At 62.0% G+C, this 16,416-nt stretch carries 13 protein-coding genes and 1 pseudogene; 2 read left to right on the top strand and 12 right to left on the bottom strand.

Going from position 1 to position 16,416, the window contains the following annotated elements:
- The first annotated feature begins 614 nt into the window (after positions 1-614).
- On the top strand, positions 615-1,334 hold the full coding sequence (locus tag AC3YMN_RS16935; protein ID WP_489890917.1) for a hypothetical protein: 720 nt from the start codon (positions 615-617) through the stop codon (positions 1,332-1,334).
- Between the two features lie 2,070 nt (positions 1,335-3,404).
- On the opposite strand, the gene AC3YMN_RS16930 is transcribed toward AC3YMN_RS16935, so the two are convergent.
- From AC3YMN_RS16930 to AC3YMN_RS16915, 4 genes are all read right to left on the bottom strand, one after another.
- The gene (locus AC3YMN_RS16930) at positions 3,405-3,842 is read right to left on the bottom strand and encodes a hypothetical protein (RefSeq protein WP_489890916.1); all 438 of its coding nucleotides are present in this window, start codon (positions 3,840-3,842) and stop codon (positions 3,405-3,407) included.
- Positions 3,843-4,033: 191 nt separating this feature from the next.
- Entirely contained in the window at positions 4,034-4,561 is a 528-nt protein-coding gene (locus tag AC3YMN_RS16925) for an SOS response-associated peptidase (protein ID WP_489890915.1), read from the bottom strand.
- A gap of 8 nt (positions 4,562-4,569) precedes the next feature.
- Positions 4,570-4,980, bottom strand: a complete 411-nt coding sequence (locus tag AC3YMN_RS16920; protein WP_489890914.1) for a hypothetical protein — start codon at positions 4,978-4,980, stop codon at positions 4,570-4,572.
- 93 nt (positions 4,981-5,073) lie between these two features.
- The gene (locus AC3YMN_RS16915) at positions 5,074-5,949 is read right to left on the bottom strand and encodes an ABZJ_00895 family protein (RefSeq protein WP_489890913.1); all 876 of its coding nucleotides are present in this window, start codon (positions 5,947-5,949) and stop codon (positions 5,074-5,076) included.
- Positions 5,950-6,202: 253 nt separating this feature from the next.
- Here AC3YMN_RS16915 and AC3YMN_RS16910 point away from each other — a divergent pair.
- Positions 6,203-6,476: pseudogene (locus tag AC3YMN_RS16910) on the top strand (RES family NAD+ phosphorylase).
- Between the two features lie 878 nt (positions 6,477-7,354).
- Here AC3YMN_RS16910 and AC3YMN_RS16905 read toward each other — a convergent pair.
- The 8 genes from AC3YMN_RS16905 to AC3YMN_RS16870 all read right to left on the bottom strand — a co-directional run bounded on the left by AC3YMN_RS16905 (position 7,355) and on the right by AC3YMN_RS16870 (position 16,414).
- Positions 7,355-9,709, bottom strand: a complete 2,355-nt coding sequence (locus tag AC3YMN_RS16905) for a PAS domain-containing hybrid sensor histidine kinase/response regulator (protein WP_489890912.1) — start codon at positions 9,707-9,709, stop codon at positions 7,355-7,357.
- A gap of 49 nt (positions 9,710-9,758) precedes the next feature.
- Complete coding sequence (locus AC3YMN_RS16900) at positions 9,759-10,412, bottom strand: chemotaxis protein CheC (RefSeq protein WP_489890911.1); 654 nt, start codon at positions 10,410-10,412, stop codon at positions 9,759-9,761.
- A complete protein-coding gene (locus AC3YMN_RS16895; RefSeq protein ID WP_489890910.1) occupies positions 10,409-10,789 on the bottom strand; it encodes a response regulator transcription factor in 381 nt (126 codons plus the stop codon). Before AC3YMN_RS16895 ends, AC3YMN_RS16900 begins: the two co-directional genes overlap by 4 nt.
- Before the next feature lie 73 nt (positions 10,790-10,862).
- On the bottom strand, positions 10,863-11,123 hold the full coding sequence (locus AC3YMN_RS16890) for a hypothetical protein (RefSeq protein WP_489890909.1): 261 nt from the start codon (positions 11,121-11,123) through the stop codon (positions 10,863-10,865).
- Positions 11,120-13,060 carry a chemotaxis protein CheA gene (locus tag AC3YMN_RS16885; RefSeq protein ID WP_489890908.1) on the bottom strand — a complete coding sequence of 647 codons (1,941 nt, stop codon included), beginning with the start codon at positions 13,058-13,060 and terminating at the stop codon, positions 11,120-11,122. Before AC3YMN_RS16885 ends, AC3YMN_RS16890 begins: the two co-directional genes overlap by 4 nt.
- On the bottom strand, positions 13,060-13,932 hold the full coding sequence (locus AC3YMN_RS16880) for a CheR family methyltransferase (protein WP_489890907.1): 873 nt from the start codon (positions 13,930-13,932) through the stop codon (positions 13,060-13,062). The genes AC3YMN_RS16885 and AC3YMN_RS16880 overlap by 1 nt, the downstream gene beginning before the upstream one ends.
- On the bottom strand, positions 13,929-14,996 hold the full coding sequence (gene cheB, locus AC3YMN_RS16875; protein ID WP_489890906.1) for a chemotaxis-specific protein-glutamate methyltransferase CheB: 1,068 nt from the start codon (positions 14,994-14,996) through the stop codon (positions 13,929-13,931). The genes AC3YMN_RS16880 and cheB overlap by 4 nt, the downstream gene beginning before the upstream one ends.
- A complete protein-coding gene (locus AC3YMN_RS16870) occupies positions 14,993-16,414 on the bottom strand; it encodes a chemotaxis protein CheW (RefSeq protein ID WP_489890905.1) in 1,422 nt (473 codons plus the stop codon). Before AC3YMN_RS16870 ends, cheB begins: the two co-directional genes overlap by 4 nt.
- Between the last annotated feature and the right edge of the window lie 2 nt (positions 16,415-16,416).

Genomic DNA, 16,416 nt, shown 5'->3' with positions numbered 1-16,416 from the left:
CCGAATCCTGTTTTGTTCTCAGGGCAGATTATGATTTCGCTGGAGTCTGATCGTCTGGGGCTCCACAGCGACCCACAAAGTTTTGGCAATGACCCCCAACCGACCCAAGAACCTTTGGAAGATCGACCCAATTTTTTTTGGCACATCGAGGCATATCAACAGCTTAGGCGACCCAGCTTCGTTTTGGCCCGACACATTATCCCGACACGTAAATACCGACTCGATTACGTCGATAAACGACTCGATTGCGCGTTTAGTGCGACTCGCCCGCATCTGTAGGCGGGCTCCGGCGGATCCTAGGCAGAAGCCCAGAACTGCTGGATCGAGCACGAAGGCAAGCGTCTCGCTGTGCCGCAGTCAGCCACCACCCGCCCGACGTTTCCGGAGGGTATGGAGACTTTGGATGATCCAATTTTCTTCGACTACGATAAGGCCGACCCGAGCAAGCGTCCGCAGCATTTGAACCCTTCGGACGTCGCTTCGTCCGATAACTACGCAGTCGCATTCAAGGGAGAAACGGTATTTCCGAGAGAGATGCAGTTGCGGCTCCCCCATTCACCACACTATTTGCCTTGGACTTCGCAAATCTCGTGACTCTGCTAAGCACATCGCAGTTGACCGGCTGGGAGGGCGATGTGCCGATCGAAAGTATTCACACGTATTTGGTCTACCCAAACAAGGGGATCGCTGAGCCGGCGGCTATCGTCGGCAGTCTAGTGCCGCACGAAGGCGATATGTTCGCGCTCATGAAGAGCGTCTATGAGAAGGCCGATACAGAGTGCAATATCGGCATTGCATTCAACAAGGGCATCGACGGCGCCCAGGCCAATGCTCGTCGTGACATGCTCACCGCTTATGCAGCGGCCCCGGGCGTAGACCTCGGCCGCACGCTTGCTGAGCAGCTGGGACTGGTCACTACCCGGCGGTCCGGCTTGGGTCTGCTGTTTTTGATCAAGGGGAAAGAAGGCGCTGACCACAAGGTCACCACAAACGGCAAAGAAAATCTAACCGAACTCTATGAGCTGACCACTGTGCTAGGGAGTGATCCGGTGGATCCTGCTGCGGTCGCCTTTGGTTATGACAAAGCCACCCAGCTGATGGAGCAGCAATTCGGAAATGTGCGCCAAGATGTTCATCCAGCCAGCCTGCGGGTCACTGATCCCCAGGTGGTCTACCTCGCTCTGACCTCATATCCGCCCGGCGATTCTGCTGATCAGCAGGCGCTTGCCGAATTTCGCCAGGTAATAGACGTCGCCTTCACTCGGCACGGCGGGATTTTGCACGTGAAGAAGGATGTCGCGCTGTTCCTAAGCACAAAACAAACCAACCTCTGATTGCCGTCTGTTTTTCTGGAAGAACTGCCTGAGAGCGACAGTCCCGTCACCCGAATAGTGGCGGTCAGCCGTCGACCCCATCTCTGTCGCCCATAGTAAAGCTAGAAAATTCTGAAAGCTGCCATAGCCGAGTGGTGTCGGTACTTCAATGGCCCACTCTAATCCGGCAGTGCCGCCAAGATCATCGGAGCCGCACCCACATCGGCGGGCTGGAGACAAGTCGAGCGACGTCTTATCCGAGTTGCGCCGCTTCCTGTTCAGCTGCTTCTGGCCAGTTGCTCCAACAGGTGTTCAAAAGTAGCGCGATCGCTTTTCTTCAGGCGTTATAGTCTGGCATCATATCGGGTTGCCAGAGCGTTGCGGGCCGCTGTGATCGTTGTTTAACCCGCTGGCGTCAAAACCAAGCGGTGACGACGACACCATGCGGACGCGAGCCCGGGCGCTGAAGCAGCTGCACCCGGAGATGACTGAGCAGGAGATCGCGCGGAAGCTTCACGTCGAGACCAATGCAGTTCGCCAGGCCCTTCAGGCCAAGCAGCGGATGCGTCGGAAGTTCGGCGAGCGAGCCTGGTCCCGGCGCCGCCATGGGCAAGAACCCACCGTCATCCATGTTCTACCGAACTCGCCTGAGCGAGGCGGCAGCCTCCGGCATGTTCATCGTGTGCAGTTGCCAACTCTGCCGCCGCTCGCGCATCTATCTCGCGACGGATCTACTGGAAATCTACCACCCCGACTTGTTCGTGCGCGAGCTGTTCGGAGGCCGCTGCCCGCGCTGCCAGAGCGCCGACTTCTGGCGGGCTCGTGAGAGGCATGCGACCAACAGCGATGTGGGGATGCTTACCGTCCGGCGTTTGGCGGGGGTGAAGACGACCCCGCTATGGCGGGACGAGCTATATTCAGGACCGCCCAAGCCTAGAGCGGATTAGAGGCGGGTAAAGCGGGCTGCGAGTGCGACGAGGGAGGGTAATGATTGACGTAGAGGCGCTTGGCATTCCGGGCGAAACAGTTCCATCACTGAGGAAAGCCGCTCCGCATAAATGGAAGCACCACAAATACTATGGATAGGAGATAGACGAGCCACGTGAGTGGAGCTAGTCCGAAGGGCAGCGTTAGCAGCAACCAGGACGCCCTTGGCTCCCGGGTCGCAATTGCGCAAACAAAAGCAGCAAACCAACAGACACTAAACAAGATCGACCAGGCGATCAGGTTCTCAGCAACCTGAACACCCAGGAGAGGCGAGAAATAGAGCCAGCACTGGACCCCACAGATCAAGAATATGACGGCAGTCGCTTCCTTGAGCGTGACCTTTTTCGCCAGAGCGTCAACCTCGCGGGACCCGATCACCGGATTAAATATGTTGTCGAGCAGAAATCAAGATCGCACCTAGCCTCGATTGCCTGGGGTGTCGGCGGGTTGCGCGGCCTCGCAGTGCGGGAATGGCCGGGAGAGCGCGGTCAGCCCTTAAGGTCGGTGCAAGAGGCGCTGGCGCCCGTTTATGCAATCGGGGTGCCGAGGGGCCCGCGAATGGCGGGCAAGTACTCTGGGGCACGTGCTGCCTTGTGGCCGCCGGTCTCTTGGCGGCTACAAGGCAATGTGGGCTTCGGCCACGATCATGTCCATTGGCGCTCATGATCCGTTAACGGCAGCACCACTGGCGGATTGATGACGCCCGACATTGCGGGCAATTTGCGCCGATGCAGATTGAAATAGCCATCGCTGCTCTGGCGGCCGCCGCCAGTACGGCCACGATCTACTTTGGAGTGCCGCGTGCTTGGGCCTGCTTCCAGCACCGCAAACCCATCAGGGCGGATGTTCGGCGCAGGTTCAACAACGTGTACGCAATGAGCACCCAAGAGCGCCGTGAAGCTATCATCAGCTTCTACATGAGGCGGGACAACTGCACTCGGGAACAGGCGATGCGCTCGGCGACTGGCGAAAACGGAAGAGACCGAGAGCGCTGGTAGCCGGTCGGGACACTGCAGCTCTCAAGTGCGGCTTCTTCAAGTCGGCGCCCTCATACCGGCTGCTCCTCAACTTGCCGCCCGTTCGTGATCCATGTTGGCAGGCCCCTCAAAGGTCCCAAACCACGCCGCAGTTGTTCATTGGCACGTAGTACTCGCGTGCCTTCAGAAGGACGGTGCCATCTACGTCATGGTACTGCGGGGAGCTGATCCGGACGATTGTAGAGAAATAGTCAAACCATCTATCCCACAGATCTGGCTCTTCGAACGCGTCCGCCCCCGGTTCAGTGAAAACAGAACAGCAGCCTGGATACAGCGCCAGGTAGTCCTCTGCGGAGGCTGGTTTCTCTACGGTTCGTACTTGACCATCCGGCCTCGTGACCCAAGTCCGCCGGGTTTCCCGCCACTCGAGTGCAGAGTAGATGTACTCGCCTGCGCTAAGCCGGCGCAGCTCGGGAACGCAGATACCGCTCACGTTAGCGGCCCCCCAACCTGACACGATGGCGATTGGCAGCGCCAAGGCGACGGCGAACTTCCAGCTGAGCATGTGTTAAACTCCGGCCACCGTAAACTGCATCAGAGTGGGTTCACCACCGGCTTCTTCACGTCCGTGCCTTCATAGCGGCTGTTGTTCACCGCGCGACTGATCCGGTGGAACTCGAGCTGGCTGTCCAGCTGGTTGTCGAGCAGCAGATCCTTCGCTTCGTTCCCTTGAGCATCGCCTGAGAGCCAAGCGTCCTAGGCGTTCTCTTCCAGGATGACCGGCATACGTCCATGGATGTGCGCGATGTGCTCCACAGCCGGCGCCGTGATGATGGTGCAGCTGGTCACGCCCAGATTGTCGTTGTGAGCCCAGAGTCCGGCAAAGCTGAAGCGGCGATGCTCGGGCAGGTAGAGCAACCACGGGTCTTTCTTGCCGTCCTCGGGATTTGTGGTCCACTCGATATAGGCGTCGGCCGGGATCAGGCAGCGGCGCTTCTTGAACGGCTCGCGAAAGGCTGGCGAGGTGTCGATCGTCTCGATGCGGGCATTGAACATCGTGGCCTTGGGCACTTCCTTGGCCCAGAACGGTACTAGCCACCAGCGGCCCTGATCAAGCTCCCGGTTGCCGGCCTTGTCGTGGTGAACGAACTGCACGTCTTGCGTGGGCGCGATGTTGTACCGGGGCTGCATGTTGGACGGCGCCACAGGGTATAGCTCGTCGCTAAGCTGGTAGAGGGCGTGCAAATCCGCCCAGGTCATCTCGTTGGTAAAGCGCCCGCACATGCCGGTTTTTACCTTCCTAGTCGGACCCTAGCATCTTCTGACGCTCGCTTAAGCACATCACATACAGACTTCACGGCAGCTTGGTCGCCGGCAGCGTAGACCTGCTTCCACCACTTTGATATCTCTGAGACGCTAAAAGCGGCGGGAGTTGCTCCGTTCTCAGGCGTGCTGTACGCTTCTAGAAAGTCGACGTTCCACCGGATCAGATCGAGCTGCTTGTCGGTCCAGCCAAGCTCGCAATCATCGTTGCTGACGATGAGCATCGCCAGAGACTCAAGGCCAATCCCAGCAGCGCCCAGGGCATTTCGCACGTCAGCTTCGGGGCCTTGCTTGTTGACGAACTCTTCAAGCTGGAGTTCCTGCGAGAGAGTGGATCCGCAACACAAGGATGCAGCCAGCAAGACGGCGACCAGCTTCATCATCAAACTCCCCGGCTCGCCCGGCTAGTTTCAGTCATATTCCTGCGAAATGCCACTGGGGCGCGGCCTTACGACCTATCCGCCCAGGTCATCTCATTGGTGAAGCGGCCGCACATCGTTTGGCTTACCCAATTGATGTTTCTTTTGGATCCGCTTCAACTGCGCTGTTCCTAGGAACCTCGAGTAGAACAGCAGGTGGGCAAGGAGAGCTTGGAACACTGCTGCACCCAATACCGCGAGCCACACATCGGGTCCGAAGATGCCGATCTGGGCCATGATAACCAGCGCGAACAACACTTCCATGAAGATGCTTAGTGTTGTGCTTAGGAGAACCAGGCTCCAGTACTCGGGCTTGCTCGGCAGTCTCAACTTGTCCTTGAGAAACCGGGAGTAGGTCATCGCGGCGGCCATCACGACCGTGGCAATGCTCGATCCGGAACGCCACCAGTCTGGGAAGATATAGAACACAACGGACAGAACGAACCAAGTCAGGAAGTACCAGCCGACATAGCGCAGTCCGTAGCGGAACCCTTCAGATCGGGTCAAAGCCTGGCTCCTCAGCAAGTTGGCCCCACTCGTCGCACCAAAGCGAGCGTTGCTGCAAGCTGATTCGACACGCTCGAAAGCCCACAGGGCGCACAGGAACTCGGCGCGAGCCAAGGCATCAGGGACAGAGTAGGGGCCTTCCATGGCGGAGAGAACCCTATCGCCGCCGGTGATCCAATCGGGCCAGTAGATCGAGGCCACTGTCTCGGGAACGGTTAGGCCCAGCTTCTCGAGCACTGCGCTGTCCCCGCCTATGCCAACCGTGATCGCTTCCAATGCGACTTCTGCGTCGTCATCGGTCCATTGATACACCCGGCCGGCCACCAGCTCGTCGGCCTGCCGGTCCAGATCGTTGAGGAAGTGCCGCAACCAGGTCTGATCCTCGACCTCCACCTCAGCGGCGGCGCCGACAAGCCTCTCCACCTATCGAGCAGATCCGGCTTTCGCTTCGGGATAGAGGAATACGGGCCATTCACCACTCATACTTCTCTGCATCAGGCTTCTCTGCATCAGGCCCTCGCCCTACTGCACTTCAAGGCCCCGTCTCGTCCGAAGATACTGCCACACGAGAAAAGCGCCTAGGCCAACGGTGGCCATAAGCCAAAGAACAGAGTAGAGCGCCTCGGCCTGGGTTAGGCTTTTTTGCTGCGTTAATGCTGTTTGCCCTGGTTAGCTCATCAACGGCGCAGATCGTGGTGCCTGGTATGCCGCTCTGGATGTCGCCACCTGCATCAGCGAAGTCGGACATCACCTGACCGATGGGCAACGCCATCGCGGAGCGCGCCCGGGCCACTGGCCTCAACGGCATTATCTACCCATCCATACGGCATCCGGGTGGTACCGCCATTGTCGCCCTGCGGCCGGCTGCCGTTCAGTCCGTTCGCCAGGGCGCCGTCTACCGCATGATTTGGGAAGGCGATCCAGCACCAATGATCGAAGGGCCGCTGTGATGGTCCCATTGTGACCAGGTGGATATCGGAGAGAAGGGTAGGGGCACACTTCGATCCAGCCGGACCGACCCATATCGGACATCGGCATTACACGTGTTCGTGCCCAAGAACTGCCGTCGGCTGTCTACGCCAGATTCTCGGGATCAACTCGTTCCCTGTTAATCTGAAGAAAGGCGCATGTTACGGATCGGAGCGGTTGAAGGATTACGGAGCCGCTGTAAAAGTTCGCAGGGCACCGGTTGCCAGCGTCGGCGCCGGCAGACGCCCAGATCGCCTGACTTTTTACGAAGAGCGTCACAAGACCGCGAAGGTGAAGAGGCCGGCGATCAATCCGCTACAAGTGCGCCATGGCTGTTCACTCGCTGGCCAAGCACTTCGGCACCCTTTCCTTAGTCTTGAGTGCATGCCGGACGTGAGAGGCATATCGAGATGTCGCTGTCCTAACTGGAATTTTAGGAGTGCGGACTCCAGAATCCCGAGACAACAGTCTGAGGGCCAATAAGTGGCCTGCAGCAGGCGCAAAATTCTCGACCGTGAGCCGCAACGGATGAACAGCCGGCCCGAATTGCCCCGAACTATTGATTCGACGGTCGGCCACTTGGGACGCTCACGTCATGTGAAGCAGTGACCCTTTATGCGAAATCATCAAGGCCGCGTCCCTTTGCGGTGATTGTCGTCCCGACCGCTTTGACGCGTGTGGTTGCGACCTCCGGTATTCGGCGAGCAACACTAGACGGCACGATGGATGAAGCCAACGGCACCGTTCGCCACTCTCACCATGCTGCCGGTCGATGCGCTCTTCAGCCGCACGACAGTGCTGGTCGAGGTCGTTGAACTACCGCGCATCCAACTGAATGCGTTCCTATGCGAGTAAGCGCCTAGGTAGAGACCAGCATACTGCGGATCTTGGTGGCGAGTTCGTCCATGGCGAAGGGCTTGGTGATCATGTCCATGCCGGAGCCCAGGAAGTCGGCCCGGGAAGCGGCCATTGCGGCGTAGCCGGTGATAAACAGCACCCGCAATTGGGGGCGGCTTTGGCGGGCAATGTCGGCGAGCTGGCGCCCGTTAATACCGGGCAGGCCGACGTCGGAGATCAGGAGGTCAATGCGGGCGCCCGACTGAAGAATGGGCAGTGCCTCGGTGCTGTCGGCGGCTTCCAAGGGCACATAGCCCAGCTCCTCGAGCACATCGATCACAAGGAGGCGCACGGCCGGATCATCCTCGACGATCAACACCCTTTCGCCCCGTCCCAGGGGCGTCTCCACGTCCTCCGGGGAGATGGTTGCCACCGCTTCCTGCTGGTTGCGGGGCAGGTAGAGCGAAACCACGGTGCCCGCGCCTGGGGCGCTGGCCAGTTCCACATGCCCGCCCGACTGGCGCACGAAGCCATAGATCATGGAGAGCCCCAGCCCGGTGCCCTGGCCAATAGGCTTGGTAGTGAAAAAGGGATCAAAGGCCTTGTCCATGACTTCGGGCGGCATGCCCTCCCCCGTGTCGGCCACGGTTATGCGCAGGTAATCGCCGGGAGCTGAGCCATCCCTGCCGGCAAGCTGGGCTTCGCTCAGGGCGACATTGGCCACCGCGATGGTCAACTGTCCCCCTTCGGGCATGGCGTCGCGGGCATTGATGGCCAGGTTCAGAACAGCGTTTTCGAGCTGATTGGCATCGGTAACCGCCTGCCAGCTGTTGTCGGGCAGAATAGTCTCAAGGACCACGCGCTCCCCCAGCGTGCGGGTCAGGAGGTCGCGCATGGAGTTGATAAGGGGCACCACGTCGGTGGGCTTGCGATCCAGCGACTGGCGCCGCGAGAAAGCCAAGAGGCGGTGGGTCAACGAGGCGGCCCGCTGCGCCGAAGTGATCGCCGCATCCATGAAGCGGCCGAGATCGTCATAACGCTGGCTGGCGATGCGGCGCTTCATCACATCGAGCGAGCCGATCACGCCGGTGAGCATGTTGTTGAAATCATGCGCGATGCCGCCGGTCAGCTGGCCAACAGCTTCCATTTTCTGGGACTGGCGCAGCAAGGCTTCTGTTTCGCGCAGCATCTCGGCCTGCTGGCGCTCGGCGGTGATGTTGTGGCCGTAAAGATAGATCAGCTCGCCTTCCGACGCCGCATTCCAGGAAAACCAGTGCAGCGATCCGTCGGCGGCTGTCAGCGCCATGTCGATGGCGGTCGGCGGGCGCTCCTGCTCAAACGCCACGAGGTGAGTGGCGCTGTTGCGCTCCGGCTCGTCGGCCAGGTCGACGAATGCGCGGCCGATCAGCGTTCCGGGCTCGTGCCCCAGAATGGCGTGCCAGGCCGGATTGACGTCACGAATGACGCCACCGGCGCCAACCACCGTGAGCAGGTCGCGCGAGTTCTGCCAGACCTGGTTGCGCTCGCGGGTGCGCTCGCGCACATTTTCCGACAGCATTTCGTTGGTTTGCCGGAGGCGCTCCTCGATGCGCTTGGAATGGGTGATGTCGTAGATCACCCCGATATAGCGCCGGCCGCTACCCTCGGTATCCTCCTGGTATTCGCCGCGCCGCGCCAACCAGCGCGTTTCCCCGGTATCGGCGCGGATGATGCGAAATTCGATATTGTCCTCGGCCCGCGGTCCGCTAGGCAGTTTTGGATCGATGATCGGGCGATCCTGAGGATGAACCAGGAGGTTCACCGTTCTGACAGGCAGCACGGTGGTTGGATGCAGGCCGAGCAGCCGGCAGAACTGTCGGGAGACCGAGACGGTCCCAAAACCCTCACTATGCTCAAAGGTGCCAATCTGCCCCGCGGTCTGGGCGATGCGCAACTGCTCTTCGGTGCGCTTGCGATCGGTGACGTCCACCAGTGTGCCGTGAAACTGCACCGGCTGGTCCAACTCGTTGAGCACGGTACGCCCATCGGCGTGAACCCAGCGAATGCCGCCATCATTGCGCAGGAGGCGATAGTCTTTGGAGAACACTTCTGCGCCGGCCAGCATACCGGCGACCGCGAGGCGGATGCGGCGTACGTCATAGGGATGGGTACCAACGAAAAACTGACTCGTGGGCACGCCATTGGCAAGCTCCAGCGGATCCTGCCCTGTGAGCGCCGCAAATCTAGCATCCGCGGTCAGACGCCGTTCCGCAATGTCCCAGACCCAGCTGCCCGCGGCCCCCGCCGCTTCCAGCGTTAGCTCGAGGCGTTGCCGCGCATCCTCGATCTCGCGCTGCAGCTCAAGCAGCTCCGACCGGGCAGTTTCGGTTGCATTCATGTTTTGGGTGGTCAGCACTTAGGGCGCGGCTTTCATGTCGGCACTGGGGTCACGCACCTACCGCCCAATTGGTATCAGCGGTTACCCGCTCGATGAAGTTGTCAAGCAGCTCCTTGAGCATGCCTAGGGAGGGGAGATCCATGATCATGGCGATATAGCCACGGATGTTGCGATCGCGAACCGAGAAGTTGATGTACAAAAACAGTACCAGCCCGTCCGTGCCGGGCTCCAAGCCCACATCGAACAGCAACTTGCCATCGCCATAGAGAACCGTGGGCAAGGACATCTGCAGGGAGTGGTTGAGCATGTTGGCAATGGTGCCGAGGCAGCCATTCAGGATCACATTGCCCGTTTCGGCCAGCGCCTCGTCCTTCAGCGAGGCCACTTCAGCGGCATCGAGATCATCCCCCACAATGGCCCGGACCAGCTCGAGGCTGTTATCCTCTGGAAAGATCAGCAAGGCCTTGCCGGTGAAGGCGCCGCCAAATTCCTGCCGGATCGCAACCAGGTCATCGCTTTCGCGCTGCCCGATCAGTGCGGCAGCAGCCGTTTGGGTGACGACCTCCACGGACGGCACCGATAGCAGCACCTGCTTACCGACCATCTTGCGCAGGCTGGCAGCGGCGCGGCTTACCCCGATATTGACCAGTTCGGTCAGTGCATCGCGCTCGAGTTCATCTAGGGTGACGGCGATGAAGCTCATGCGCCGACCCGGCGCAACCGCAAGGCCGCACCGCTCAAAAAGCCCTTGAGGCCCTCCTCGGTCACCGGCTTGCCGACAAAGGTGGCGTTTAGCTCGCGCACCCGCGCGACGATCTCGTTCTGCACATTGGCCGTGATGATCGCGATCGGCATGTCGGGAAAGGACTGGCGCAGTTCGGCCGCCAGCTCAAGCCCGTCCTTGCCGGGCATGTTGAAGTCGAGCACCGCCAAATCCACCGTTTGGGCCTGCACCACCGCGAGGGCTTCATCGGCATTGCTCGCCTCAACACGCTGCCAGTCGGGCTGCAGGGCGGCGATGGTCTTGCTGGCTACGATCCGCGCCAGCTTGCTGTCGTCCACGAGCAGGACCGTCACCATCAAGATACTCCGTTATTCCAGTTGATCCCAGCGGATCGCTTCATCTCTAGGCGCACGGTCGGTCTACCGCAAGTTAAGTCGCTGTGTTGCCTGGTCCAGCCCTCGCGGCCAGTGGCAGCATCCATTGTCGGATGAATGGATCATTCGGCTCGCCCCGGAGCGCGGGTGAAAAGGCGAGCAGGACCTGCCAAAGGGCGGTGTGCATCGATCCGGCCCCTGACAGGTCGACTGGCAGGCCTGGATTGCCCTGCACCAGCGCCAACAATGTTTCCGCCTCCTCAACGCCGCAGGCGCCGCGGAGCACGATTGCATCATCAATCAACGCGACGCTCATCCCACCAGCTCCGCAATGTCGAGCACCAACAGCACCTGGCCGTTGCCTAACACCGTGCTGCCCGCGATGCCGCGAACTCCGGTCAGCAAGCCACCCAAGGGGCGGGTAACGGTTTCAATCCGTTGGGTGATGGCGTCGACCCTGATCCCGATCCGCTGCTCGCCAAGGGCCAGAACCAGCACTGTCATTTCCCCGGCGCTCGCCGCCTCGGGTAGGCCCAGCAGGTCCGAAAGCGAGAGCAGCGCTATGGTGCGATCGCGCAGCACAAAGGCACGGTTGCTTCGGATCGGAGTGACCTCGGCCGCTTTGACCCGAACGGTTTCCATCACGGCCGGCATGGGCACGCCATAGCGCTCCGCGCCAACCGACACCACCAGCAGCTGGCTCATGGCAAAGCTGATCGGCAGGCGCAGGAGCGTGGTGGTGCCGTGACCAAGGCGGCTGGTGATCCCGACGGTGCCGCCCAGGCGTGTCACATCGGCCCGAACGGCATCGAGCCCGACGCCGCGGCCGGAAAGATCGTTGACCGCCTTGGCCGTAGAAAACCCGGCGGCAAACAGCAGGTCCAGTGTTGCATTGTCATCAAGCGCGGCCGCGCGTTCCGGGCTCACCAATCCCTTGCTCAGGGCGGCGGCACGGATGCCGATCGGATCGATGCCGCGTCCGTCGTCGGTAAGGCTCAGCAGAATATGGTCGCCCTCGGCAGCCACTCGCAGATGGAGCTTGGCCGTTGCGGGCTTGCCCAAGGCCAGGCGCTCCTTTGCCGGTTCGATGCCATGGTCCATGGCGTTCCGCACGAGGTGCAGAAGGGGCTCAAACAGTTCATCGACAATGGTCTTGTCCGCCTCGATCGTGTCGCCTTCGATCTGCAGATGGGTGGGCTTGTCCAAACGCCGCGACAGATCGCGTACCATGCGGGGCAGCCGGTGAAAGGCATGGGCCAGTGGCACCATGCGGGTCTGGAGGATACCCCGGTAAAGCGCACCGCTTAGCCGGTCGAGATCCTTTTGGGTCGCAGCGATGCTCCGGGCGAGCTCGGCTGCGTACGGCGTGTCGCTGGCCATCGCTGCCAAATCGGACATGCCGCTCTTTGCGGCCATCAGTTCGCCCACCAAGTCAAGCAGCATGTCGATGCGCCCGGGGTCCACCCGCAATCCGCGCGCCGCATCGGCTCTGGCGGCGCTCGCACTCTCTTGCGACGGCTCCGGCGTAGGGGGCCTAGGCCCGAGCGGCACGATCTCCACCTGATCGGGCACCAGCCGGAAAATCGACTCGACCTCCCGTGGTTCGGCGGTGCTCAGCGCCTCGAACAACAGATTGGATCGAAACGGATCGAACCGCTCCGGTGCCGGCCAGGGCTCGCAGGGTTCGATCGAGAGGTGCAAAAGGCCGGGGATGCGGGCAATCAGGGCAAGGGGATCGTCGCCGCCGAAAAAGCACTCGGGATGGGGCCGGTAGCGCAGTGCAACTCTGGCCTTCCCGCCCATCGGGGCCGCAAGGGCCAAGGCCCAGTCGCTCAAAGCAACTTCCGGCCTGCTTGGGATTGCAGGAGCGGCATCTGGCTCCCCGCCTAGTGCCGCTTCGATCTCGCCCGCCTGCGCCAGCCGTTGCGGGCTGACGCTGCCTTGTGCTTCGATGTCATCAACACAGCGGTCGATCCATTCCAGCACGGCGACAATGGCATCGATCTGACCAGCGTCGAGTTCTGCCGCGCCGGCGCGAACCCGCCCCAGATTATCCTCGGCCGCGTGCAGTGCCGCATGGAGGGGCGCAAGATCGAAGAGGCCAGTCGAGCCCTTCAGCGTATGGACGGCCCGAAATGTGCTATCGAGTCGGGCTCGGTTGCCGGGCTCGGTTTCCAGCACAAACAGATCGTCAATGGCGGCCTGCACCAGTTCGCGCGCCTCGATGATGAACTGGGCCAGCAGCTCGTCCATCAGCCCTGCTCCGGCCGCTGGTAGACGATGGCCTTGGGAAAGCGGCGGGTCACAAAGCGCTCGGAGATACGCGACATGGACTCCGAATGCCCCAGGCACATATAGCCTCCGGGCACGAGGCTGCTGAACAGGTTCTCCATGCAGCGCACCCGCGCGCTGGCATCGAAATAGATCAACAGGTTACGGCAGAAGATGACGTCGAACCGCCCCTGCCGGGCCACGGAGCCGGGATCGGTGATGTTGCACTGCGTAAAGGTCACCGATTCGCGCAAATCATTGATCAGCTGCGCCCGCCCGCCCTCGTCGGGGGTGAAATAACGCTCCACCAGCTCAGGCGGCAGCCGCATCAGCGCGCGCGGGCCGTAATTGGCCTCCAGCGCCTGGGCAATGATGTCGGTGTCGATATCGGAGCCGACGATCTCGACATTATAGGCATCCACCAGCGCCCAGTTTTCGAGGAGCCATATCGCAATGGAATAAGGCTCCTCCCCGCTCGAGCAGGGCACCGACCATATTCGGATCTTGTCGCCCGGCGCCTTGGAAGCAGTGATCTCGGGCAAAATGGATTGGCTGAGGCAGGCGAGCTGATGCTCCTCGCGATAATAATAGGTTTCGTTGACGGTGAAGCTGTTGATCAGCTGTTCGGCTTCGTCGGGCTGCGCGCGCAGCAGGGAATAGTAATCGGCAAAGGCGGTCAGATTGCTTTGCGCCATGCGATCGGCGACCCGACGATCGATATAGTAGCGCTTGGTTTCGCCAAACCGCATGCCGGTCCGCGCCTGGAGGAAGTCGCTGAGGGTCGCCAAGTCCGCGGCCGACAAGGGCGGCAAGGCCCCGGCTCTGGCCAAAAGGTCGGCGCGGCGGCCGGTCATGCCAGCAACTCCGTCAGGCGCCGCGGAATTTCGTCCATTGGCAGCGTTTCGGACGCTCCGCCGAGGCTCACCAATTCCCCGGGCATGCCCCAGACCACGGCCGTGTCGCGCGCCTCGGCGATGGTATGCCCGCCCGCTTCGCGCAGGTCGGCCATCGCGGCGGCACCATCCGAGCCCATGCCCGTCAGCAAAATGCCCAGCAGTTGCGGCGCGGGCACCCACTGGCGCGCAGTACGCACCAGCCGGTCAACGCTTGGATGCCAAAGATAGTCCTCCTGCATGGGGGCGGCATTAGCCACCAGCCGCCCGGCTCGGGTGCCGATTACCATGTCGGCGCCACCACGCGCGATATACACCCCGCCGGCCAGCAGCGGGGTCGGCCCGGTAACTTCGCAGACAGTGAGGGGCGACAGCTTGTCGAGCCGCCGTGCCAGGGGGCCCGTGAAGGCCGCCGGCATGTGCTGGGCGATAACAATGGGCCAGCGCAGGTCAGCGGGCAAGGTCGACAGGAGGATATCGAGAGCGGGCGGGCCGCCTGTGGAGGTGCCCACCAGCACAAGCCCGGTTGCCGCCGCCTTGCCCCGGAGCGGTAGGGCCGGCGGAGCAATAATGGGGACGCTGTCCAGCCGCAGAAGACGCATCCGTTCGGCCAAACGCCTTGAGCGGGGCAGCTGTACCGCGGCCGCGGCCCGCACCTTGGCGACCAGCTCGTCAGCGAGCCGATCCATATGCAGCGATATCGCCCCTTCAGGCTTGGCGAAGAAATCCACCGCCCCCATCTCGAGCGCCGTCAGGGTTTCGTCGGCGCCTTCCTCGGTCAGCGCCGAAACCATCACCACGGGAACGGGATGCTCCAGCATGATGCGATCAAGACAAGCCAGGCCATCCAGCTTGGGCATGTTGATGTCGAGCGTCACCACGTCAGGATGAAAGCTCGTCAGCTGTTCCAGCGCTTCCTGCCCATCGCGGGCCACGGCGATTTCAAAGTCTCCCGCGGCCGTGAAGATGCCGCTCAGCAGCTTGCGCATCAGCGCGGAATCCTCGGCAATAAGGAGACGGATCACGCGGTACCCGCCCCGGTTTGCCTGGCGGCGATATCGGCGACCAAATCCTGCTCGGCGCGGCTGAGCAGCTCGTCCGGATCGATCAGGAGGACCAGCCTGCCGTCCGCGCCCGTATTGGCGACGCGGGTGAACACGGCTGACCTTTCACTGGCGAAAGACGGTGTGGTGGCAAGGTCAGAGCTCGACACCGATAGGATTTCGGAAACCCCATCCACCACCAGGCCCGCCTGCAATCCACCGACAGTGACGATGATGACGCGCGGCTGCACGCTCCCGGCTGCCGATGGCACATCGAAGCGCTCCCGCTGGTCGATGATCGGCACCGGCCGGCCCCGCAGATTGATGATCCCGTTGACGAAGCGCGGTGCATTGGGCAGGCGGGTAATGGTGCTGGGCAGGCGCAGTACTTCCTGCACCGCGGCGATCGGCAGGCCGTAGCGCTCCTCGCCCAGCTCGAACACCACAAACTGCTCCTGTGCCCCTGCGCTGCCCTGCTCGGCCATGACTTCCCCTTTTCCCCCTGCCGCCGCCAGGGTCGCGGCAACAGCCTCGTTGGCGAAAATCCCGCTCACCGAAAGAATGGAGACCAGCGGCCTGCCGCCGCCTGGCCGGCCAATGGCGTCGAGCTCGGCTTGCCCCTGGCCGCGCTGGAGAACCGGCGGAACGGGGTCGATCGCCGCTTCAGGCAGCCGCAGGATCGATTGGATCGCATCGGCCATCAGCCCGATTTGCGACCCGGCGTGATCCACCACGAGGACGCGACAATCGGCGAGTTCATCGGCATCGGTGTTGAAGCCCAGCAGAACCGACAGGGACAGGATCGGCAGCGTACGTTCGCGCATATTGGCCAGGCCCAGCATCGCCGCATCGGCACCCCCGACGCGCGCCATCGCCGCTGGCAACCGCAGAACCTCGCTGACCGCCTGTAGCGGCAAGGCAAAAGTCTGCCCGCTCACCAGAAACGACAGCAGGGCGCGCTCCGCCACTTGCGGCTCGGCCACCTGCGCCGCTTCCGCTGTGTCGCGCTTTGCGACGCCCCGCTTTGCCTGGCGTTGGAAACCATTTTCCAGCAGCGCTGCAAGGTCGATCTGCCCGCTGGCTCCGGCGTCCCCGCCATGGTCCAGGCGCAGCACGGCATCCACCAACAGGCCCACCGCCCCGCCATGGTCCAGCACGACAACACGCCCCTCGCTGCCCGGCGCCTGCCCCATCAGGGCGGCAAGCGAGACAACCGGCAGCACGGCGCCGCGCAAATTGCCGACCCCCAGCAAGGCGGGAGGTCCGTGCGGCACGCGGGTGACCTGGGGGCGGCGTAGGACCTCGATCACGCTGTCGCCGGCCAGCGCATAGATTTGCCCGCTCAGCATGACGGTCAGCTGGCGCCGGGCGATGGTGGTGGCTGGCGCCGGAGTGCTCACCC

The sequence above is a fragment of the Devosia sp. Z11_6 genome (genome assembly GCF_058133665.1).
This window is presented reverse-complemented; position numbering and strand designations above follow the sequence as displayed.

Bases quoted from the DNA above. Each gene is read 5' to 3' on its own strand.
- AC3YMN_RS16930 (WP_489890916.1), bottom strand. From the start codon at position 3,842: ATGCTCAGCTGGAAGTTCGCCGTCGCCTTGGCGCTGCCAATCGCCATC.
- AC3YMN_RS16925 (WP_489890915.1), bottom strand. From the start codon at position 4,561: ATGTGCGGGCGCTTTACCAACGAGATGACCTGGGCGGATTTGCACGCC.
- AC3YMN_RS16920 (WP_489890914.1), bottom strand. From the start codon at position 4,980: ATGAAGCTGGTCGCCGTCTTGCTGGCTGCATCCTTGTGTTGCGGATCC.
- AC3YMN_RS16905 (WP_489890912.1), bottom strand. From the start codon at position 9,709: ATGAATGCAACCGAAACTGCCCGGTCGGAGCTGCTTGAGCTGCAGCGC.
- AC3YMN_RS16900 (WP_489890911.1), bottom strand. From the start codon at position 10,412: ATGAGCTTCATCGCCGTCACCCTAGATGAACTCGAGCGCGATGCACTG.
- AC3YMN_RS16895 (WP_489890910.1), bottom strand. From the start codon at position 10,789: ATGGTGACGGTCCTGCTCGTGGACGACAGCAAGCTGGCGCGGATCGTA.
- AC3YMN_RS16890 (WP_489890909.1), bottom strand. From the start codon at position 11,123: ATGAGCGTCGCGTTGATTGATGATGCAATCGTGCTCCGCGGCGCCTGC.
- AC3YMN_RS16885 (WP_489890908.1), bottom strand. From the start codon at position 13,060: ATGGACGAGCTGCTGGCCCAGTTCATCATCGAGGCGCGCGAACTGGTG.
- AC3YMN_RS16880 (WP_489890907.1), bottom strand. From the start codon at position 13,932: ATGACCGGCCGCCGCGCCGACCTTTTGGCCAGAGCCGGGGCCTTGCCG.